Origin of the sequence: Paenibacillus pinihumi DSM 23905 = JCM 16419 (genome assembly GCF_000422505.1) — a bacterium.
Taxonomy (GTDB): domain Bacteria; phylum Bacillota; class Bacilli; order Paenibacillales; family Paenibacillaceae; genus Paenibacillus_D; species Paenibacillus_D pinihumi.
Map to the genome: position 1 here is coordinate 215,352 of NZ_KE383869.1, position 22,131 is coordinate 237,482.

The window sequence follows — 22,131 nt, forward strand, 5'->3', positions numbered from 1 at the left end:
GGAGGTTAGTTGTGATTTTATGAAAAGAACGGCATCCTGTAAAAAGTTTGGTTTGTGCAACTCTAGAAACCAGGAGAATTACTGCTAGGAATTAACTCCGGCTTATATACTTTCGGATATTCCTCACTTTCAGTACTTTGACGTTTCGCGAGATCAACTGCTTGTCGCTGACGATCCAGGTATGATCCCGGGAGTTTCTCCTGCGTATTGCGACGAAGTTGTACGGGCTTCCGGAGTAAATTTTAAAGCCTTTGGCCCGGCTGTTGGAGCAAAATTTTACACATTCTCCCCGGTTTCTGTTCGGGAAGCGGACCTTGCGGAATACGTGAAGCTTGACAAGCAGGGTCGCACCTTGAACCAGTTGGACATATTGATTCGCCTTATTATAATAGCGGTGGAGAAGCAGCTTTTTACCTTGTAGATACATATAATGGGCCCTTTTTCCGGAAATGTCCGCGTTGTGTCTGGACAAGCTTCGGACACTTTCTGTCAGATAGTTAGGGGCATAATAATCGTCGTCATCGAATTTGGCAATAAGGCTGTATTTTGTTAACTTCACGCCGTAATTCAGACAGTTCCCAAGTGATACATATTCCGGCACACTGAAAACTCTGACGTCCGGATAGCATTTTGCTGCCTTTCTATACTCACTTAGCATCAGGTTTTTGCTATTCAGGATAACGATCAGCTCTTTACGGCTGTAATTCTGTCTGCTGTAGTTTTGAAAAAGGGTATGCATGCAAGGCCGGCGTTTGGTACAGGTAATAATCGAGACGGACTTCTGGTCAAGTTTAGGGCCATGAATCACCATTACACAGCACCCTTTGGCTTGCGTTGTACAAACTTTCTGAAATTGTGAACATAAGGAACCTTCTGATGATGGGCAAGCAGTTTTTGGTCGCTGATGATCCACGTATGGTTGGAAGAGTTTTTTCGGCGAATGGCTGCGAAATTGTATTTTCCTGCTGAATACACCTTGAATCCCTTTCTCTTGCTTCTGAGGCAAAAAAGATCGTCCTCACCGACGTTTACATGAGGAAAGCGAACCTTATTGAACACATTTCGTTTCATAACCAGGGTTGCGCCGGGAAGCCTGGTAGCGGGACGATACTCATCCCGGGGAAACCGGAGGATCAGCGTCTTCGAGCCGCGCAAATACATATAATGTGCGCGTTTCCCGATGACATCAGCTTTTGTTCTGCGAAATGTCTGCAAGCTTTCGGTCAAATAATAAGGGGCATAGTAATCATCGTCATCGAACTTGGCAATATAGCTGTATCTGGCTTTCCCGACCGCGTAATTCAGGCAAGCCCCAAGAGATAATTGCCCCGGAACGCGGAAGACATGTATGTTTTTCAGCTTTTTGGCTAGCCGCTGGTAAGGTACAAGAGATATATTGTTATGATTCACAATAATAATGAGTTCTTTCTTAGGGTGGGCCTGCCGGATGTAATTACGAAACAGGTTGTCAAGATAACCTTGGCGATTTGTGCATGTAATAATGGAAACTCCCTGCTTTCTGGCAGAATTCTTCGGGCTGGCTCCCATTATATCGCTCCCCTTAATCACAGATAGATTCTTCTCCTTCTACAATATGTCCACAACAGGTAAGGGTAACGGCTATTTACAAAATAGAGCATAAGCACAGGCTTGACGCAGCTTTTAGCTCAGTCCAATAGTGTACTGCCAATCTGTTTCGCTATGATAATCTGCCAATTCCATTCGCATTTGGTAGTCTCCAATCACAAAAAGTTCCATTTTCTGCTAAAATATAAATAGATGATTTTTCAGATTCTGAATGTCCGGCAGTGTCCGGCAATCCAGCCGAATACTTCTCCAGCCCCACTAGCAGGAATAAGGCTAAAGCCGCAATCTTAAAACTGGTAAAGGAGATGAAATCCATTGGTAAATCAGACTCAGGAAGAATTGCTTTCATCCAACAAGAAGAGCTGGGACCAGGTGGCACCCAAGTTTTTCGGCCGGACGGCGCTCCCGATGTATGGACCATTTGCGCCGACGGAAGATGATTTGAATTTGTTCGGTGATGTATCCCGGCTTAAAGTATTGGAGATTGGATGCGGGAGCGGGCATTCGCTGGCGTACATGGCATCCAGAGGAGCTGCAGAGCTATGGGGCCTTGATTTATCCGATACTCAAATTACCGCGGCAAGAGGATTGCTGGCTGATCATGAGCCAAGCCTCAATCTTTTCCAAGGCCCAATGGAGACGAACCCGGGGCTGCCACAGGCCTATTTATTTTTAGCTGGGAGCATCCGCTGCACAACCGGATCAAGTATGAGAACGAGGCTTTTGTCATGACCAAATCCTATTTTGAAGAAGGACTCCATCAATGTGAAGCATGGGGGGAGCACACCGCCATCCGCAAAAGCAGCGCTTCTTCCGGCGACCATGATAATCAAATGCTCCAAACCTCAAAAGTAGACTCCATTTCTCTGGCCATTAGGTCATCTCTCCAATAAAAGGGTATACTTAGGTGAGAAGAGACATTCAAGCCAATACAAGAGAAGAGGATCAAAAATGGTGAAGAATACACAAGCTCCGGGAGCGGGATGGCATTTCGATAACAGCTATTCCCGTCTTCCTGAATTATTTTATACGAAGCTCCATGCAGGTCCGGTAAGTGCGCCGAAGCTGATCATTTTCAATGAGGAAGTTGCAAAAACACTGGGATTGCAGGCACAAGTGCTGAAAAGTGATGAGGGTGTGGCGGTGTTGGCAGGAAACGATGTTCCAGAGGGGGCAGAACCGCTGGCCCAGGCTTATGCCGGACATCAATTCGGCTATTTTAACAGATTGGGTGACGGCCGCGCGCTACTGCTTGGCGAGCAGATTACACCTTCCGGTGAACGTTTTGATATTCAACTGAAAGGCTCCGGGAGAACGCCATATTCCCGCGGCGGCGATGGACGGGCAGCACTTGGACCGATGCTGCGTGAGTATATCATTAGCGAAGCGATGCACGGCCTGGGGATACCGACGACACGCAGTCTTGCTGTAGTGGCAACTGGCGAGGATATATTGCGGGAGACCGTGCTTCCGGGGGCGATATTGACCCGCGTCGCTGCGAGTCATATCCGGGTAGGGACTTTTCAATATGCTGCGAACTGGGGCAAGCACGGTGAGATCCGGGAGCTGGCGGATTACGTTCTGCAAAGGCATTTCCCGGACATTGCCGGCTCCGCGGACCGTTATCTTCAATTGTTCCGGGAAGTTGTCAGACGTCAGGCTTCTTTGATCGCAAAGTGGCAGCTTGTTGGTTTTATTCATGGGGTCATGAATACGGATAATATGGCGATTAGCGGGGAGACGATCGATTACGGCCCTTGTGCGTTCATGGACACTTATGATCCTGGTACGGTGTTTAGCTCAATTGATGCAGACGGCCGCTATGCTTTTGGCAACCAGCCTCAGATTGCCGGGTGGAACCTCGCAAGGCTTGCGGAGACACTGCTACCGCTCCTTCATGAGAACCCGGAGGAGGCTGTGAACATTGCCCAGGATGCGATATCGGAATATCCTGATCTGTTCCGCGGTCACTGGCTGGACGGGATGAGGGCGAAGCTTGGTTTGTTCAATCAGGAGGAGCAGGATGGGGACCTGATCGAAAGCCTGCTTGCAACGATGCAAAAGCATCAGGCCGATTACACGAATACATTTCTGGATTTAACCTTCAACCGGAAGGACAGCTCCGGCCTGCATGGCAGCAGCGAATTTATAGAGTGGCATGAACGTTGGCAGGCCCGCCTGCAGCGGCAGCAGGAGCCATGGGAAGCCTCCCGGGAACTGATGAAGCGGAGCAATCCGGCAGTAATCCCGCGTAACCACCGTGTGGAGGAGGCGCTGGACGCCGCCGTGGAAGAGGCGGATTACAGTGTAATGGAAGAACTGCTTCATGCGCTTCGGAACCCATATGCACATTCTGAAGAGCAGGCTGAATATGCCACAGTGCCCCCAAGCTCAAAGATGCCGTATCAGACGTTTTGCGGAACTTAGAACTGAAATGCCGGCAACAAAAGGTGAGGATCAGTAGGGACATTTGAATGGTCACACTATAATAAATACAATAACAGCCCCCGGACTTGTCCGCCGGAGGCTGTTCAACATGAACGCACCACTATTATTATTTTCATATGATGCGTTATTCGTTCTTGCTTTCTCCATCCGGCACAACAAACCACACGGTTGTCCCCTCATTCAGCTTGCTGTCGATTTGCAGCCCTTTCCCATAGCGCTGAGTCAGACGCCGGTTGGTATTGGCGAGGCCAATTCCGCCCTTGCCCTCCATTGTCGGACTTAAGATCCGGGCAATTGTCTCCTGCTCCATGCCCTTGCCGTTATCACGTACCTCAATGATTGTAGCATCGTCTGTGCGGGCAATCCGGATTTGCACCATGCCGCCTTTGAATTGTCCCAGCAGCCCGTGCTTAAGGGCATTCTCGACTAGAGGCTGAATGGACAGCGGCGGAATCCGCAGGCTGATTCCGGGCTGGACATCCCATTCAATGGTCAGCCGGTTAGGGAAACGCTCTTTCTCAATATGCAAGTAAGCCTTCGTCAGCTCCAGCTCATGGGACAGCTCTACCAGCTCGCCTGTATTCAGAAAGTCAAAGCTGATCCGCAAATAGGAAGCAAATGCCTCCAGCTGTCCCCGCATCCGGTCAATATCCAATGTGCTCAGTGCAAGAATGGAGTTCATGGTGTTGAACAGGAAATGCGGCTTGATCTGTGCCTGCAAATAAGCTGCCTCGATACGCTGATGTTCATGGATGGAACGCTTTAGCGTCGTTAATGCCCGAATCCGGTATTTCAGCTCCATTGCGTCGACAGGCTTGGTTACATAATCATTGGCTCCGGACAAGAATCCGGTGTAGATGTCCTCCGGCTGGCTCCGTGCAGTGAGCAGCAGGACAGGAAGTTTGGATATGGAGTAATCCTCGCGTATCCGCTCTGTCAGCTCGTATCCGGACATATTGGGCATCATCACATCCGCAATAAGCAAATCCCATGGCTTTGTCTGGATTAGCTTTAAGACCTCGGAGGCAGATTGCACAGTTGTAATATGGTAAGGCTCCGCTGACAGGATGCCGACAAGCACACTCAGATTGACAGGGTCGTCATCCACAGCGAGAATATGGATCGGCTCCTCATGAAGCAAGGGCGGAACAGCCTCCGCGCCAGCCGACTCATTTGCCGCGACACCAGTAAAGACGGCCTCCGTATGCAGGCGGAGCTCTTCCGCAGGCACCAGGTAATCCAGCCAGTCTGAAGGCTTTGCGTCCACCCTGTCCGAAGGCTGAGCCTCAGCCAAGGGCAGCTCAAAGGTGAAAACAGAGCCTTTGCCCGGTTGGGAGAATACAGACAAGGTGCCGCCATGCAGCTCCACAAGCTGCTTGCATATGCTCAAGCCCAGCCCGATCCCCCGCCCATCGTTCATCCCGTAAGTCCCTTGCTCATACGGCAGAAATATCCGGGCAAGCGTCTCTTCGTCCATGCCTACCCCTGTATCGGAAACATGAATGGTCGCTCTCCCGTGCTGGGACTCGGCAAATACGGAAACCGTGCCATTCTCTGTATATTTCAGGGCATTATGCACGAGGTTATATAGAATTTGCACCAGCCGTTTCTCGTCTGCCATTACGATCAGATCGGAATTCCTGATCTTATTCTTCAGTTCGACGGGCTTGCCTTCAATCATAAACTTGAGCATGCTCATAATTCCTTGTACGATGGATTGCAATCGCACAGGCTCCTGCTTGAGCACAATCCGGTGTTCCTGAAGCCGGACCACATCCAGCAGATCGCCGAGCATATGGGACATGCGGCGGCTGATTTTGATCAGCAGCCGCATGTCGTGCAGGCTATTTTCCTCCAGTTTGTTTCGCTCCTTGGTGACCACAGCCTCTGCAATATTCATAATGCCATGTAAGGGTGTCCGCAGCTCATGTGACGTATTGGCCAGGAACTGGTCCTTCATCCTGTCGGCTTCTCTTAACTGCTCGTTCAGCTTCCGGTTCTCACTGGCATTGCGGAAATATTGTTTGAACCAGTATGCCGAAAATCCGATAATCGCGGAAATAATATCGACCGGATAATAGACCACGATCACATCCGCAACGGAATTCCAAGTGCTCCACAGCATGTTGGAGAGAATGCCGGCTACAGATAACAGGATGAATACGAAATCCTTGTCCTCCTGCCTTCTGAAGAGCAGGGTCCCCATAATGTATAGAAACCAGGCAAAGGGGAACATATAGAAGAAATTGCCCAGTCCAATATCAATAGACTTATATACAAGCGGTGCTGGCCCAAGCAATAAAAAGAGGGAATAGCCAACATGAAGGGCCGTATACATTTTGAACCACCTGTTATTCTCAGAAGCAAGGGAAAACTTCCTGAAAATGAGCAGTATGAAGAAGGTCTGCCATATAAGCAGCAGTTGCTTCAGTTTGACTGCCCATATATGATCAATATGCACCCATGTCAGCATGAGATTGTCATGACGGACGAGAACGGAAAGCCCCGTAACCGTCACAAACAACGCCGCGAGAAGCAACGTCCGCTCCTTTGGATTTAATAAATACGCCACACACCCGTATATCCCGTGCAGCAGCAAAATAATAAAGGTCGTCAACTGAAAGGACATGGAGTACCAGCGCAAGGACTCAACCGTCTCCTGAGGGCCAAAACGGATGGAGCGCAGAATACCGCCTTTGGACGGATTATCGAAATTGGCCACATGAATCAACAATTCCAGCTCCGTTACACCCTTTTCGAAATAAGACGCGGTGAAAGGGACGTTCCGGGAAGTGTATTCAGCATGGGTAGTTGCCGGAACCCCTGAATTGGCCGACTGGTGACCGTTAATTTCTACAGAGGCGGAAGTCTCGATGCTTCTGCTCCAAAAGGAGACAGGCTTCTCAAGCGGATCAATCAGGATACGCAGCCGGTATGTGCCATACCCAAATGATGAGACCGCCCCGTCAGACATGGATGAGCTCCAATTGCCCGGGACTTGAATCAGACGGGGCCCTTCTGTAGTCCAAGACTGATCCTGCCGGGAGAGTAATTTACCGGGGTAAAATTCCCACTCGCCATTTAGCTTAATGGAGTTCAAATTCTTCATGTTGGTGCCGCGCATATCCAGTACGCCGCCAACGATGCGAGCCTGATCGAACGCTCCGAAATGATGGAGGAAGACTATCCGCAGGCCAAAGAGAATTAAGAGAAATAGTAATATCGTTGCTATATTTTTGAAAACGGCATGTTTTTTTATTGGCATCATACAAGGGAATTCGATACAGAGCATTCTTTTTCCTTTAGGCAAGGCGATTTCCACGCTTTCACGACTGCAGCAAAACCGGAAATAATACGTCATATATTATCATCTGTCAAACAGGTCTGATGCGGGATGAATCACATACATATGGATACATGGGGGTGTGGCTATGGTGAGGTGGACAAAGCATGCAGATCCGCATCAGAAATATGGAGCCAAATATACGTGGGGAGACCGAAATATCGAGCTGCCGGAGCAAGCAATCATTTCCGTGACGCGCGGCGAGAACTTTAGTCTTGTCAAATTGATGATCAATGGCGTCATAAATGAGTTTGTAAAGAAACAACTGATACGGAATCAAAAATTGCTTTACGCCGAATTAACGGGACAATTGGAGGGCGGAATTGGACAGACCGTTACCGTGTGGAGGAGCGGAACAGATATGAATCATTTCCGAACGAATGGGGCTCATAAATTCGCAAAACGATTTTTTTCGTGGGTTTTTTATAGCGGTGGTGTACAGGCGTATTTTCTGACGTGGAAAATCACGGGTTGCATTCCGGATGAACAAGAGATTGAACACATGATTAGAACGTATGGCAGACATTTTGATGGAGGGAGGCTCGTAAGACCCACCGGGCAGCCTCCCGATAGCAAATGATGCCCCCGCTACATCACATACTTCCACAATACCCAGGCGATCCCCGCACAAAGCCAGGATATAAATCCGAATACCATTACAATTTTATTCTCGCTCCAGCCGTATTTCAGGCTAAAGTGAAAGTGTATTGGCGCCATGCGGAACAGCCGCAGCTTCGTCTTCCTGAAGTACCACACCTGCAGGATGACCGATAGTTGCTCCGCCAGATAGACGAAGAACAGGATCGGAATCAGAATTTCGACCTTCTCAAGAACCGCCAGAAAGGAAAGGGAGCCGCCGATTGCCATGGAACCCGTATCGCCCATAAAGGCTTTTGCCGGATAAATGTTATAAATAAACAACCCCAGCAGGCAGCCGATCATCACCAGCGAGAAGGTCTGGACCTCTATGCGGTCTGAGATGGCAAAGAAGAAAAAGAAGGTCGGAATCGAGACATTGATCAGCAGCCCGTCCAGTCCATCCGTAAAATTGATCGCATTGGCATTGCCGACAATAAACAGGGTCATGATCCCTATATATACGTGTAGCGGCAATTCAAGCGTAAATCCTGCAAACAAAGCAATGCCTGAGGTCAAATTAAATATGTTCAGCAGGACAAGCAGCAATCCAATGGTAAAGGCGAATTGAAACACAAGCTTCGTCTTCCCGGATATGCCGGCCGGGTCCTGAAAGGCCGCTTTCTTAAAATCATCAAGGAATCCAACCAAACCAAATAAAACAAACGTGGCACCCAGGAAAAGCACCATCGGCTCAGGATGAAAGTAAGCGGAAGTGAACACGCCAATAAGCAGAATGAGCCCTGCCATAAGCGGTGTGCCCCGCTTGGCCTGATGGTCCGGCGGAAGCTCCATACGGATCGGCTGTGTCAGCTTCAATATGCGCAAGCCCCAAATAAGGAATGGTGTAAGCAGTGTCACCATCACAAATGAAACTCCTAAAGCCGTGAGCAAGGATGTCTCCATAAAATAGTTTCTCCCTCTGACAATATCATTTTCATATATTATATTTTTAGGAAGCGGACAAATATTCCAGAATTCCAAAAAAAAGAGCATGTCCGAAATTTTACTAGAATAGAAGTAAGTTGGCAATATGCAGTGTTGCGGCAGAAACCTGCTGCGATACCTTATACTCAGGAGGCGGAAATGGAACTTAACCCGATCCAAACGATGTTGGAGGCTCAATACAACCTGAGTCCTTCCCGGATTGCCTCTCAACAGGGAGGCTGGGCCTCCTTGGCATACAAAATTGAAATGGACGATTACCGGGCCTATTTTCTCAAAGTCTATGATAAAAAGCGGGCTTCCACCCCGAAGCTTACAGCCAATCTGAATACCTATATCCCCATAACATTATGGCTGAATGCACATACGAATCTGGCCGGGAAGATCCCGGTACCACTACTTTCAAATAACGGAGGCTATGTGTGTGAGGATGAGCAGGGATACTATTTGCTCTATCCGTATATTCAAGGGGAGACGATCGGGGAGAAGAAACCGGGCAATGACCAAATTCAGCAGTTAGCCGCCCTTATTGCAGAGCTTCATCGTTATGGCAGTGAGATTCCTCATGCTGTTTCGAGTCTGACCGAGAATTACAAGGTGCCTTTTCTGAATGAACTGCAAGAATGGATAACGAATGTGGACAAGCTTCCCGAAGGATTAAGAGAAATCGTTGCGGCATACGAACTGGTTGTGCAGGAAAAGATCAACAACCTGCGGCGGCTTTCCTCCCGATTACAAAAGTGCAGCCTGCCCATGCGGCTGTGCCATACGGATCTTCACCATTGGAACCTGATGCTGGAGAACGACCGGCTTATTCTAATCGATTGGGAAGGCTTGAAGCTGGCTCCGGTGGAAGCGGACTTCATGTCGCTTGTGGATCAGCCCTATATCGAGACGTTTTTGTCTGTCTATACCAAGGTACATCCCGGCTTCGTCATGAATGAAGAAGCATTGGCGTTTTACCAGACCCGCAGGCGGCTGGAGGATATATGGGAGTTCGTGGAGCAGCTCCTGTTTGATACACAAAGCGAGCAGGACAGGGAGGATTCCGTGAACCATCTGATCAGGGAACTGCAAGCGTTAAACGGTGAATAATCATTCCAAAGCGGCAGCGGATATTCCGTTGTGGACATTTATAACTGTGAGATTACGGGGCTTACAGCAACCTCCGGCTTCACGGTGAAAAGCCCCCTTGGAATCTTTTCGGATTCCAAGGGGGCCGTTGTCATTGTGAATCTTCAAATTAAAGATTGAACCAAATTGCAGGTCCCATCCAGGCATTAGGAACGGTAGCCACATATTTGTAGGTTCCCGCAGGCTGGGTGCCTAAGCTCCAGGACCCGTTATGAATATCGTGTCCGGGTCTGCCTCCTTCTTCCCAGAAAGATGAAACAAAGGCTTCGCCACTGGCCGTTACCCGATACACTTCCACCCTCAAGAAACCGTGCACATGTGAATCGTTGAATTGATAGTGCACCCGGAGCTCCCCGCCGGAGTGTGTGTATGTCCCGCTGGATTCCCGTTGAGAGGCGAATGCTGTGGTAGCAAAAGTGAAAAGCATCACCATGACGAGCAAAGCCAAATTTAATTTTTTCATAACAAAATCCTCCTTGTAATTGGGTTATGGATCAGCAAAAAAACGCCAGCCAAACGATAGCAATGAGGCATGGGAAGGGGTATTAATGGGCATAGCAATAGTGGAACGATTATTCATTTTGTACCAAGAGCTTGATGAGCCGGGTTAGCTGTTCACCACCTCCTTATAGGGTTATTGATTATAATTCATGATCAAAATGCGAGCTTGGGAAATTATGGTGCACATAGACAATTTTAAGCGGTGATCTTGCTGAGTTATTGTAAAAGTCTGATCTGGAGGTCATCCGGACCAAGGTGTAAGGGAGAAGTTGTTGGAGAGTTGCTTGTCCTGGCTGAACATATGCGCACTAGAGCTGTGAGAGAAAGACTAGGATGAGGTTATTTGAATAGCGTAGTCATTTTAGTGATTTGTTGTACAACGACTATATAATAGAAGAGTAGAGGATTTTACCAGATGCTCCGGGTTGAAGAAAGGAGCTCCGGGAGGTTCAGGTAACGTCGATTTTGAGTGTTTTTATATATGAAACTACTTACTATTTAGTAAATTAATTCTATTATAATTATAAGGTAAAATTTGGTCAACAGAAATAAGAATATAAAGTCGCTATGTATTAAATCCGACAAAAATAACCATCATTTCTTATTTATTAACAAATGAATGAGTTAGTTCATACAACCCGGTATGGGTATGCAAATAACTCAAAATAACGATTACACATACAAGCCCCGGCTTCTTCGCGAAGCCGGGGCTCTGTTTCCTACACTGCTATGCACGCTCGAACTTGCGGTCCCACATCAGACAGGCGATTCCTAGCAACAAGGCCAGCCCTACCAGTATAGCTCCAACCCATGGCAGAGCCGTTAAGGACATGTGCGTAATGACCAGTCCTCCGATGAAGGCGCCTGTTGCATTCCCCAGGTTACCGGCGGAATGGCTGGTCGTGGAAGCCAAGGCAGGAGCTGATTGGGCCAGACTCATAATGCGCACCTGCATCCCCGGGAATACGGCGAACGAAGCGGCGCCCCACAGGAAGATGGTAATGACAGCGGCAATCGGATTATAGACGGTAAAGGTAAACAGCGTCAGCAGGACGCAGATCGTGAAGTAAATGCCGAGAAGGGCAGGCATCAGCTTCCAGTCTGCGAGCTTGCCGCCGATAAGATTACCGATGGTAACGCCGACACCGAACAGGATCAGAATCCACGTTACGCTATGCTCGGCAAAGCCGGTCACCTGCACCAGCAGCGGTGTGATGTAGGTGAAAACCGCGAACAATCCGGCGTTCCCTAGTACAGCAATCAGCAGGAAAATCAATAGCCGCGGATTAACCAGTTCCGAAATTTGCTGCATGATGCCTGCAGCTTTCTCCTGCTTGAGCTTCGGAATAAAGATGATAATGCCGATCATCGTAACGACACCCATAATGGCAATCGCGGCGAAGGAAGCCCGCCATCCCATGTTTTGCCCGATGAAGGTCCCGATCGGAACCCCGATAATGTTGGCGATTGTAAGACCAGCCATCATCAGAGAAACAGCCCCGGCGCGCCTGTCGGGATGGACCAGATTCGAGGCGATAACGGCGCCAACCCCAAAGAACGTCCCGTGCGTGAGTGCGGTAATTAGCCGGGCAACCATTAGAATCGAATAGTTGGGAGCTACTACTGCCATGACATTGCCAAAAATAAATAATCCCATCAGAAAAAGTAACAGTTTCTTTTGCGGGATTTTGCGCGTTAGAACCGTCAGTATGGGCGCCCCTACGGCTACGCCCAGGGCGTACATCGTAATGAGCTGTCCAGCCGCCGAAATACTGACGCCTAAGTCATCGGCAACATTCGGGAGAATGCCCATAATGACGAATTCAGTCATCCCGATGGCAAAGGCACCGACGGTTAAGGAAATCAATGAGATGGGGAACGATTTGTTCGCGGCCTTCTCATTGGGTAGAGCAGAATCAGATAATCCCATGATGCTGTGTTCACCTTTCAATGATATGTCATTTGTGCTGCCGGTCTCAGCTGCCGGACACTGCCCGCAGCAGCAGCCACCTTCCCTATTTTGTGACTTTCCGGCTCAGGAATCAAGGACTTTTGTGTAAAAATTGTTCCCAAATTTGCGAATCCCTGTTTGCTCTCAGAATTCTTGTCCAATCGCTTCTGAGGCAGATGGACGCGACGAGGTCCAGTCCGCTGCATGTTTTAAGGTCAGCTTGATAAATTCGGACAGTGCAGGGGAGAGCCATTTATTTTTGTGATAGACCATTTGGGAATAGATGGGCCGGAATTCATTATTGTTCCGGCTCGATGTGGAGAGAAGCTGATTTTTGCAATACAAAACCCTGCCATGACAGTAGCTGTTGTGGCAGGGCGGTCTATTTTAAATGCCGGGCGTTTTATGATTGGAGCAATTGGTCCTGATATTTTTGGATATCCCCGGCTCCCATAAACACGAGAATGGAATCATCGTAACCGGACATATCAGAGCGAATATCATCGGAGACAAGACGGGCGTTCGGAATTCGTGATCTCAAGTCTTCAATCGAGACGTTACCGGCCCCCTCCCTGGCGGAACTGAAAATCTGACACAGGAATACATCATCGGCATCCTTGAGTGACAGGGCAAAATCATCCATCAGCTTCTCCAGACGGCTGAACGTATGCGGCTGGAAGATGCTGACGACCTTCCTTTGCGGATATTTGCTGCGGACAGCTTCAAGGGTGACCCGGATTTCTGATGGATGATGGGCATAATCATCAATGACAACGTTGCTGCCCCACTGCCTTTCCGTAAATCTGCGCTTCACTCCCGCGAAAGTGGCCAGCTGCGCTTTTACCCCTTCCATATCGCGATCCAATACAAGTGCGACACCGATGACCGCCAAAGCGTTAAGTACGTTGTGGTTCCCGAATACCGGTATTTTGAACCGGCTGATGGCGGTATTTTTATAATGAACATCGAAGACTACGCCGTCCCGCTCTACCGTTACATTGGATGCCCTGAGCTCATTATCTGTCCCAAAGCCGTAGTAAATCGTGTCCTTGGCGGTCTCGAGCAGCCGCACCTGAGGATCATCCCCGCATACGACCAGTTGCTTGCCTGTCTGGGCAGCCATAGCCTGAAAAGCGCTGCGGACATCATCAACATCTGTGAAGTAATCGGGATGGTCAAAATCAATATTCGTAATGACCGCGATATCGGGCTCATAGGCCAGGAAGTGCCGCCGGTACTCGCAGCTCTCAAATACAAACAAATTGGAATCCGGGTTCCCTGTCCCTGTCCCGTCCCCAATGAGACTGCATGGCGGTTCTCCGGCCTGCAGCGCATGAACGAGCATCCCGGTTGTTGTCGTCTTGCCGTGAGCTCCCGTCACCGCGATGCTCGTATAGCCCTTCATCCATTCGCCGAGGAAATGATGATAACGCTGTACGGGGATGCCCAGCTCCTTGCATCGAAGGACGGAGGGATGATTATTGTCATAAGCATTAGAGGCGATCACCTTCATATGGGGTGTCAAAGGCGCCTCCCCAAACGGGTACAGCGGAATATTACGTGCATCAAGAGGGGTCTGCGTAAAGAGGAAGGCATCCGTATCCTCTCCTTGAACCTGGTGGCCAAGATCGGAGAGAATTTGTGCGAGTGCACTCACTCCGCTGCCTTTAATGCCGATAAAGTGAAAGTTGTCCATAGCGACCTCCAGAAAAAGTAATCGAGATAGTATATGTTAGAGAACGAATTGTGCGATTGCCCATAAAAACTATTATACAAGCTCGTCTCCTGAACTTCACCCGGAATCCGGGATCTGAAGGAATTTTAACATTAGTCGCTTCACTTTGTGACAAAAGAAACTCCCCTTTAAGCAGCCGGGTTTTGGTTAAACCCGAATGCTTAAAGGGGAGGATTCATGCAGGGAAATACCTCATGTCTATTGTTTATTTCTTGGTTGTAGTTGCGCCTTTCGAGGTACCGGACACTTTTCCGATGGCTTTGGCTTTGCCTTCTCTGACATTGGAAAGGTCAATCTCAGCGTCAGTCGCTGCAAGCGAAGGAGCACTGATACTCTTGCCTCCGCCAGGAGATGTCAATGTGCCTTTTGCTGCTTCGGACACTTTGCCCGCCTCCACAGCCTTTCCTTGTTTAACCTTGGACCAGTCAAACTTGGACATATCAAATTGGGTTTCGGAGACGGAGAGCGTTGCTTGACCCTGCAAATTTTCATTCGGTGTGGCAGCAAATGCAGCCTGTGCGGACACGGCGGAAATAACCAAAACAGTTCCTAACATCATCAATTTCTTCTTCATTGTGATCAAGCTCCTCTAGGTTTGAATTTGTTGAACAATTAGAAGTTTAGCTTGTGTATCTGGAGTTTGAATGGAGTATGGATGTGCTCTGGATGGAATTTGTTATATGGGGAAGTTGCAGCCGCTGTTCATACCTGCCCCAATTGGTTAATAGAGGTGGTTAATCGACGGGGATTATTATAAACTGGGAAAAATAAACGAAATAAAATTTCATCCAGCGAAACTCAGTTCAGCATTGAAAGACCATTCCTCATAGGATCAGGAGAGTGAATCTGATGAACAGCAAAGAGCGGTTTTCCAACCGGGTAGACACCTATGTGAAGTATCGTCCAAGTTATCCGGTGGAGGCGGTCGATTATTTGTATACGGTTGTTGGCCTGGGAGCGGATAGCAAGGTGGCAGATATCGGGGCGGGGACGGGTATTTTCTCTGAACGGCTGCTTGAGCGTGGAAGCCGTGTAACGGCTGTGGAGCCGAATCAGGCGATGCGGGAGGCCGCGCTGGAGAAGCTTGGCGGGCAAGAGCGGTTTCATGCGGTTGCAGGGTCCGCTGAGGTGACAGGGCTCCCGGATCATTCTGCAGATTTTATCGTATGTGCCCAGTCCTTCCATTGGTTCGACCGTTCTGCGGCGCAGACGGAATTCAGACGCGTGCTCCATCCAGGGGGCAAGGCTGTGCTGATCTGGAACACCAGACTGACTCAGGGCACTCCTTTCCGGGGAGCTTATGACCGTCTGATCCATACCTTTGGAATGGAGTATAAAAACATGGCGGAGCGGAAAATATCCTCAGCAGACCTGTCGCCATTTTTCAAGCCGGGCAGTATGCAGGAAGCGCGGTTCACCATTCAACAGGCATTTGATTATGAGGGGCTGAGCGGCCGGCTACTGTCTTCCTCCTTCATTCCGGAGCCCGGACACCCCGGCTATGAACCGATGATACAGGAGCTTAAAACCTTATTCGACCGGTATGAACAGGATGGCCAGGTGACCATTGATTATGAGACCGAGGTCTACTGGGGCGAGGTATAGGATAACAGCAAGCTTGAGAGCCGTCCTGTGCAGGATGGCTCTCAAGCTGTAGGATATGAACGGGGATTCTTTATTCCACCGCTTCGTTAAGCAGGACCATATGAATATGGTCTTCCCATATTCCATTGATCTTCAGATATTTCCGTGCCAAGCCCTCAGAGCTGAATCCCAGCTTCTCAACCATCTTCAAGGAAGCGGAATTTCTTGGCATGATGTTGGCTTCTATCCGATGCAGCCTCAGCTCATCGAAGGCGTAACGGATGACACGTGCAAGACTTTCCGTCATGAAGCCCTGGTTTACTTCCCCCTGATCCAGCCGATAGCCTAAATAGCACGACTGAAACGGGCCTCTGACGATGTTGCTCAGAGCGATCATTCCAATTATGCGCCCGGGCTCTTCCTGCTTGTACACCAAGAACTTGGAGAGCTGCGTCCGTACCGGGTCCCATTCCCGTTCACCTTATACTGTATCATAATTGAATCTGCTTGCTCCAGTTGAGTCTTTATCCTTGGTTTTTTTGGAATTACGGGATCAAAAATCAAGAAGGAGCCGCCATAGGCAGCCCCTTGTTCTTTATACATGACCTGTAATTGAGCTATTGTTCGGCCTCATCACGATTCCAGGAAGCGGGAAATCAATTCGCTGGAATCTCTCAGTCCGCTGTAACCCTGATACAACCGGTTGATTACGTTCTGCCGGCTTCCAAAGAAGAAGCGTTCATACTGCACTTGCCGTCCTGCAAAAGAGCTTGAACTCAATTCCCAAGCAAGCCGATTCAAAGCAATTACATCAAAAGCTTCCGTGTCGGAGATTTTAAGATACTTGTTCAGGTCGTAGGACGCATCATTCTGCAAATCCTTTTCAGAAGGAATCATGACGATCCGGCTGCTTGCCAATTGTTGAATAATCTCAACCATTCGCGGATAGATCTTGGGGAAGTAGGTATTGGTGACAAGCATTGTGCCCTTATCCGGCACCATGACACCCCATTTGTTTTTCTTCGCCTTCTCTTCAGCTTGAACGAGCAAGGATTTTAAAATTTCCAAAGCAACGATGATTTCGGAGATTTGTTCATTCATGGTGTCGGAATGCAAATCGACAAGCTTTGCCAAATTCTCCGCAGTGCCCAGGAAAAATTCTGTTTTCGCGATATAGCGGCATAGTGTTTGATGGCTGACCTGGGCGTGAAATTGGCTTTCTTGAGCCAGCTCGTGGGCAACGGATGCATTTCCGTAAAGGAAGATCCGGTCTCTTGGCACCTGTACCTGGTCACAGATCACCAGGGTATCCATTTCTTCAAATCGTGAGCTTAACGGATAATCGTAGGTTGAATCGCCATGTACGTAACTTTCACGGCAGACCAGCGTGACACCAGGCGTATTAATGGGGATTGCGAATGCGAAAGTAAACGGGTTGTGTTCGTCGAGCTGTAACGTAGGGGGCGGATAAATCAGGATTTCCTCAGATGTAGCCGCTTGGGTTGCCAGGAAAAATGCCCCGCTGACAATCATCCCGTCCTGATTATATTCGTGAACTTTGGCTGCGATCGAATCTTCAAACGAGTCCGTCAAGGCGGATAAACGAGTACCGGCAGGTTGAATAAACGCGTGAGACAATGTAATGTCATGCTCCCTGCAGTACATGTAATAATTTTTGAGATTTTCTGCATGCTCAGGGTTGGAAGGGGAAATGACATCCGCGGCAGACACATAAGCCATTAGGGCAATATTCATATAATCCGGAGAGCGCCCCAAAAATCCATAATGCCGACTTGCCCACAAAGACATCATCGCTCTGCGCCTTTTCAAATCCTTTTTCGTTTTTGGCAATATAAATGATAAGCCGACAGGTTCACTGCTATGCGGGGATAGGTAAGTCATGCTGTCGATATACTCCTCTTGCCCCTGCATGTCATACAGGGAGGCCTGGGTAGACAAAAGTCCGCGAAAGGCAAAATGCTCTGAAATATCGCCAGTAAGAGGTTCTCCTTTAAATATTACTGAAGGCTTTAGCTGGTTTATCGAACGCAAATATTGCTCTCCGTCTTTAATTGCCAATTCATGTACCCCCATTCAACTATAGTCATTCATCATTATATTCCGCTTCTCAAAAATTTCCTTTTTGTTCCACAATATCCGCTCTTGCCCTAAGGGCATGAAGAAGGACGTAACCGCATTGACCGTATGAACGATCAGACCAGTTACGTCCTATGATTGCCATGACATGTCTGCTAAAAGTTGGAGTCCGGCCGGCATGCCTCGTATATCACAACGCTCCGAAGAAAGCTTTTTCTGCATTTTAAGTTTATGGGTGTCAACTAACGCCGCGATCTTCTTTTTCCTTTGCCCAGCCATTTGTTCACTGCTGTTCCACCTTCGCCTACCGCATGCTGCTGCTTGGTGCCTCTGCTTTGAATTGCGCAATTGGTGCCGCCCGTACTGAATGTTCCGCCAAGTTTGATGAGATGGCCTAACCGCTGTGTTTAATTGTCTTTGAGCCGCTCTAACAAATCCCGGATATCTGGCCAGCCCATGGCGACGTTCTCCAGTACCTGCCCGCCGATTGCATAAGTACCCCGTTCGAACTCTGCGCCCCCTAGCTTCTTGTAGAAGGCAAGCGAAGGATTTTTAATTAAGACCCATGCGAGCAGGGAGTTCATGCCTTTCCCATGAAGGTCTGCCGCAATATGGTGGAATAGCCGGGTCCCGGTCTTGTTGCCGTGGAAGTCTTTTAGCAGATAAATGGCGTAAAGTTCCCCTTGGCATTTACTGTCCGGTTTACGGCTTGGCCCCCCGGAGGCGAATCCGACGATAGAGCCGTCCGTATCCTGAGCGACGTAGATTGGTTTGTCCGGCTGCGGGTTGCGAAGTGATTCCTCCCACATTTTGATTCGATGGTCCAGCTTCATTTGGGCCAAAGTCTGTTCGTCTATAATGTTCTTGTATGCTTGATGCCATGCTTCTAAATGTGCATGTGCGATTCCATAAGCGTCTTCTGCCGCAGCCTGTCTGATGTTCATATCCTTACACCCTCTCATGCTGTTCATTTTGTTTCCCTCTGAAAGATAAGGCTTGCTTGTTTCGGATGTTATATCTCTATTAATGATAAATTATATCTTTTGTCTGCGCCATTGGACAGAGATTGTGTATAATTTTGTAAAAAGAAGAAAAAGGAACTGTATACAGGAGGGGAACGATAGTGAATCATTCATTTGGAGCCATACATTGGCATGAAACAAGCAGGTTGCCAGGTGCTGCTGACTACATTCGATGGAGAGTCTGCAGCGCCTTTAAATGCCCGGAAGATGAGGAGGCTTGCACAGATTTTATTTGAAATCAACCGGTTATCGCCAGAAGAAATGCCGGGGGTGCAGCTTCCGCAGCATCTGTTGCTGCGTACACTGGTCGATCAGGTAAAAATCCGGCAGGACAAGCTCATTCATGGAGACTACCATTTAGATAATATTGTAGAGGATGGTGAGCAGTTCACAGTCATTGACTGGACGAACGGACAGCGGGGCGACCCGAGATATGATTTTGCCTGGTCGCTCCTGCTTCAGAGAGTTTTTGTCTCTGAACGGCTGGCTTCCATATTTCGTGCAGCATATCTGGGTGAACATCCGATGTCGCAAGAAGAGCTGACAGCTTTGAAGCGATCGTTTGTATCCGGGGCATTTTGCTTTGCCGGCAAGAGAAGGGTATCCTGGCGAAAATCAGGGGAATCATAAAGAACAATCCGCATCTGGCAACACTGGGACGTATCATGTAGAGGCGGTCTCAAACGAGCCGGAATACCACTCCTTAGAATGGGGTGGTATTTCTTTTTCTTTCCCTCGGCTTATAAATATTCTACAGCCTCATCTGTCTCTGTATAGACGGAAATGAGTACGAGGGCCAACTCGTCCCCGATGTTTTTTACCAGATGGGGGACACAGGCATTCCAGGAGAAGGAATCTCCTTCTGTAAATTCAGCCGAATCTTCTCCTTGTTCCGCGTAAATTCTCCCTTTGACAACCATGTGCACTTCCTCACCCTCATGAGCGTGGGGCTCAGCGCCTGTAGAAGCTCCCGGAGGCAGCTCAACGAGCATCATCCGGACATTTTTTGTGGAGCTTAGATGCTCTACCTTTAACCTCTCCGACCCGCTTGTGGTCATCTTCCGCTCATGACTGCGGACAATTTGCATCCGTTCATCTTTTTTCAGCAGCAGATAGGCGAGCGGCACCCTGAGCGCCCGGGCGATATTCTCCAGTGTAGCAATGGAGGGGGAGGTTTTATTCGTCTCCACCTGGCTCATGAAGCCCTGCGAAAGTCCTGTTTCCTCGCATATTTGTGAGATTGTAATTTTTTTGCGTTTGCGGATGGCCCGTATGTTGGAGCCGATATCCATGTTTGATACACACCCTTCAAAAGTTATAATAATCGATGCTTTCCGGCGAGCGGCCTCAGGTTGTAAAGCCCGGCTGTACAGCCGGGCCTGTGCGCCTTTTACCCATTAAAGATGGGAACCGCCGCTTGCATCAAGCAGTTGTCCGGTAACCCAACGGCTGTCTGAAGAAGCCAGGAAGGAAGCGATATCTGCGACATCCTCCGGCTCGCCCCACCGGTTAAAGGCAGATAAGCCAGCCGCATATTTTTGCCCTTCCGGGTCCTGCAAGGTTGCTGTATTCATTTCGGTATTAATAAAACCAGGCATGATGGCATTCACCGTAATACTGCGGTTTCCCAGATGTTGCGCGAGAATATTCGTCATGGTATTGATAGCGCCCTTTGACATACTGTAAGCGAACACGCCCGGCAGAGCCATCCGTGTAACAAAGGAAGATATATTGATAATCCGTCCTTCGTCATTCAAACGCGGCAAGGCCTGCTGGGTTGTGAATATCGGCCCCTTGACGTTTATATTCATTACTTCATCAAAAGCCTGCCCGGTCATCTCTTCAATCGTCAACATCTGACCGATGCCGGCGTTATTGACTAAAATATCAAAGCGGCTGTCGCCCGTATGTTCCCGGAGCCTTTCATCCAGAGACGAGAACAAACCTTGCACCCCATCAACTGTGCTCAAGTCCGCACCGACAGCAAAGGCAAAGCCGCCATTTTGCCGAATTTGATGAACAACTTCTTCCGCGTCCGTTTGCCTGCTTCCATAATGTACGGCGACCAGTGCACCATCTTGGGCAAGACGCAGCGCAATTCCGCGTCCAATCCCCCGGCTGGCTCCCGTAACCAATGCAATTTTTCCATTTAACTTACCCATGCTTTCATCTCCTTGTCTGGTGTTCATAAAAGTTATAGCACAAGGTGAGGGCGGAAATGTTGCGCTCCTATTCGATCAGGAGACAGGACAACCCGGGTGGGGCTGTTGGGAATCGCGGGCGTTGAAAGGAAATGGGAGCTTTATCGAAAGAAACTTGTCTTCAATGCTCGTACCGTTTATTGAATTCATAGTAACAATTTTCTGATTGACATGCCAGCATACAACAATTATATTACTTATATAAAAATAAATTTTATATTACTAATATTTTATTAAATAAACGTCGTCGCTGCAAACCCGATGAGCGGCATGGGAGGCTGATAAGAATGAATCCGCATTATGTCTATGATGTTGAACTGCCGCGCAATATAAAGCCGGACCGGCAGTATCCGGTGATTTTCACCCTTCACGGCAAAGGCTCCAATGAGAAGAACATGTCAGGCCTGACGGCGCCGTTTGCTGAAGATTTTATCCGGATTCACATCCGCGGTGATCTTACGTTAGGAGCGGGGTATCAATACTATGAGCTGAAAAGCCTGGGCAACCCGGTCCGGGAGTCGTTCGACCGATCCGTTCAGCAGCTTCAGGAATTTATCCGTTATGCCTCCGGCAAGTATCCGATTGATGTCAACCGCCGGTATTTGCTCGGCTTTAGCCAAGGTGCCATTCTGTCGATGACATTGGCGCTGCTGATGGGGGAGCAGTTGAAGGGCATCGTCGCCCTGAACGGCTATGTGCCGGAGTTCGTCAAGAGCGAATATATCCTTGCGCCAGGGGAGCAGGTATCGGTGTTCCTCTCCCACGGGGAATTTGACCACGTATTTCCGGTCCGGATTGGACATGAGACAGCAGATTATTTTAGGAGCTGGACCAAGGAGCTGACCTTCCGTCTATATCCGACCGACCATACCGTATCTGTGAAAAATGTGCAGGATTATGTGAAGTGGCTGCAAGCGGATTTGCCCATTCAAACTAAGGAGTGATGA

The 22,131-nt window shown here is 48.8% G+C and carries 20 protein-coding genes and 1 pseudogene; 8 read left to right on the forward strand and 13 right to left on the reverse strand.

Going from position 1 to position 22,131, the window contains the following annotated elements; genetic code table 11:
- Window positions 1–91: 91 nt before the first annotated feature.
- On the reverse strand, window positions 92–811 hold the full coding sequence (locus H583_RS0130060) for a glycosyltransferase family 2 protein (protein WP_036711518.1): 720 nt from the start codon (window positions 809–811) through the stop codon (window positions 92–94).
- On the reverse strand, window positions 811–1,548 hold the full coding sequence (locus H583_RS0130065; protein WP_028563724.1) for a glycosyltransferase family 2 protein: 738 nt from the start codon (window positions 1,546–1,548) through the stop codon (window positions 811–813). The genes H583_RS0130060 and H583_RS0130065 overlap by 1 nt, the downstream gene beginning before the upstream one ends.
- A 354-nt stretch (window positions 1,549–1,902) precedes the next feature.
- Between H583_RS0130065 and H583_RS34830 the strand changes: the two genes are divergently transcribed.
- From H583_RS34830 to H583_RS0130075, 3 genes are read left to right on the forward strand one after another with little or no spacing between them, the layout of a single operon-like run.
- Entirely contained in the window at window positions 1,903–2,319 is a 417-nt protein-coding gene (locus H583_RS34830) for a class I SAM-dependent methyltransferase (RefSeq protein WP_051237242.1), read from the forward strand.
- The gene (locus H583_RS37090; protein WP_161631231.1) at window positions 2,316–2,480 is read left to right on the forward strand and encodes a hypothetical protein; all 165 of its coding nucleotides are present in this window, start codon (window positions 2,316–2,318) and stop codon (window positions 2,478–2,480) included. The genes H583_RS34830 and H583_RS37090 overlap by 4 nt, the downstream gene beginning before the upstream one ends.
- 58 nt (window positions 2,481–2,538) lie before the next feature.
- A complete protein-coding gene (locus H583_RS0130075) occupies window positions 2,539–4,014 on the forward strand; it encodes a protein adenylyltransferase SelO (protein WP_028563725.1) in 1,476 nt (491 codons plus the stop codon).
- Between the two features lie 145 nt (window positions 4,015–4,159).
- Here H583_RS0130075 and H583_RS0130080 read toward each other — a convergent pair whose 3' ends face one another.
- Window positions 4,160–7,159 carry an ATP-binding response regulator gene (locus tag H583_RS0130080; RefSeq protein WP_245586040.1) on the reverse strand — a complete coding sequence of 1,000 codons (3,000 nt, stop codon included), beginning with the start codon at window positions 7,157–7,159 and terminating at the stop codon, window positions 4,160–4,162.
- A gap of 307 nt (window positions 7,160–7,466) precedes the next feature.
- Between H583_RS0130080 and H583_RS0130085 the strand changes: the two genes are divergently transcribed.
- Complete coding sequence (locus H583_RS0130085) at window positions 7,467–7,958, forward strand: hypothetical protein (protein ID WP_028563727.1); 492 nt, start codon at window positions 7,467–7,469, stop codon at window positions 7,956–7,958.
- Between the two features lie 8 nt (window positions 7,959–7,966).
- On the opposite strand, the gene mraY is transcribed toward H583_RS0130085, so the two are convergent.
- A complete protein-coding gene (gene mraY, locus H583_RS0130090; protein WP_028563728.1) occupies window positions 7,967–8,920 on the reverse strand; it encodes a phospho-N-acetylmuramoyl-pentapeptide-transferase in 954 nt (317 codons plus the stop codon).
- Window positions 8,921–9,100: 180 nt separating this feature from the next.
- On the opposite strand from mraY, the gene H583_RS0130095 reads away from it, so the two are divergent.
- On the forward strand, window positions 9,101–10,054 hold the full coding sequence (locus H583_RS0130095; RefSeq protein ID WP_028563729.1) for a phosphotransferase enzyme family protein: 954 nt from the start codon (window positions 9,101–9,103) through the stop codon (window positions 10,052–10,054).
- A gap of 148 nt (window positions 10,055–10,202) precedes the next feature.
- On the opposite strand, the gene H583_RS0130105 is transcribed toward H583_RS0130095, so the two are convergent.
- The 4 genes from H583_RS0130105 to H583_RS0130125 form a co-directional block, all read right to left on the reverse strand.
- Window positions 10,203–10,556, reverse strand: a complete 354-nt coding sequence (locus tag H583_RS0130105) for a hypothetical protein (protein ID WP_028563730.1) — start codon at window positions 10,554–10,556, stop codon at window positions 10,203–10,205.
- A 765-nt stretch (window positions 10,557–11,321) separates the two neighbouring features.
- Entirely contained in the window at window positions 11,322–12,524 is a 1,203-nt protein-coding gene (locus H583_RS0130110) for an MFS transporter (protein WP_028563731.1), read from the reverse strand.
- Between the two features lie 424 nt (window positions 12,525–12,948).
- Entirely contained in the window at window positions 12,949–14,241 is a 1,293-nt protein-coding gene (gene murC, locus H583_RS0130120) for a UDP-N-acetylmuramate--L-alanine ligase (protein ID WP_028563733.1), read from the reverse strand.
- 244 nt (window positions 14,242–14,485) lie between these two features.
- Window positions 14,486–14,854, reverse strand: a complete 369-nt coding sequence (locus H583_RS0130125) for a hypothetical protein (protein ID WP_028563734.1) — start codon at window positions 14,852–14,854, stop codon at window positions 14,486–14,488.
- Window positions 14,855–15,129: 275 nt separating this feature from the next.
- On the opposite strand from H583_RS0130125, the gene H583_RS0130130 reads away from it, so the two are divergent.
- On the forward strand, window positions 15,130–15,885 hold the full coding sequence (locus H583_RS0130130) for a class I SAM-dependent methyltransferase (RefSeq protein ID WP_028563735.1): 756 nt from the start codon (window positions 15,130–15,132) through the stop codon (window positions 15,883–15,885).
- Between the two features lie 70 nt (window positions 15,886–15,955).
- Here the strand turns inward: H583_RS0130130 and H583_RS34835 are convergent.
- From H583_RS34835 to H583_RS0130150, 3 genes and pseudogenes are all read right to left on the reverse strand, one after another.
- Window positions 15,956–16,303, reverse strand: a pseudogene (locus H583_RS34835) (GNAT family N-acetyltransferase); the annotation flags it as partial.
- A gap of 194 nt (window positions 16,304–16,497) precedes the next feature.
- Window positions 16,498–17,943 (reverse strand): 4-hydroxyphenylacetate 3-hydroxylase family protein, encoded by a 1,446-nt coding sequence (locus H583_RS0130140; protein WP_028563736.1) that lies wholly within the window; start codon window positions 17,941–17,943, stop codon window positions 16,498–16,500.
- Between the two features lie 425 nt (window positions 17,944–18,368).
- Window positions 18,369–18,905 carry a GNAT family N-acetyltransferase gene (locus tag H583_RS0130150; protein WP_028563737.1) on the reverse strand — a complete coding sequence of 179 codons (537 nt, stop codon included), beginning with the start codon at window positions 18,903–18,905 and terminating at the stop codon, window positions 18,369–18,371.
- Window positions 18,906–19,115: 210 nt separating this feature from the next.
- Between H583_RS0130150 and H583_RS0130155 the strand changes: the two genes are divergently transcribed.
- Entirely contained in the window at window positions 19,116–19,613 is a 498-nt protein-coding gene (locus H583_RS0130155) for an aminoglycoside phosphotransferase family protein (protein WP_154666035.1), read from the forward strand.
- A 110-nt stretch (window positions 19,614–19,723) separates the two neighbouring features.
- Here H583_RS0130155 and H583_RS0130160 read toward each other — a convergent pair whose 3' ends face one another.
- Window positions 19,724–20,275 carry a helix-turn-helix domain-containing protein gene (locus H583_RS0130160; protein WP_028563739.1) on the reverse strand — a complete coding sequence of 184 codons (552 nt, stop codon included), beginning with the start codon at window positions 20,273–20,275 and terminating at the stop codon, window positions 19,724–19,726.
- A gap of 105 nt (window positions 20,276–20,380) precedes the next feature.
- A complete protein-coding gene (locus tag H583_RS0130165) occupies window positions 20,381–21,145 on the reverse strand; it encodes an SDR family oxidoreductase (protein ID WP_028563740.1) in 765 nt (254 codons plus the stop codon).
- A gap of 326 nt (window positions 21,146–21,471) precedes the next feature.
- On the opposite strand from H583_RS0130165, the gene H583_RS0130170 reads away from it, so the two are divergent.
- On the forward strand, window positions 21,472–22,128 hold the full coding sequence (locus tag H583_RS0130170) for an alpha/beta hydrolase (protein ID WP_028563741.1): 657 nt from the start codon (window positions 21,472–21,474) through the stop codon (window positions 22,126–22,128).
- The last annotated feature ends 3 nt before the right edge of the window (window positions 22,129–22,131 follow it).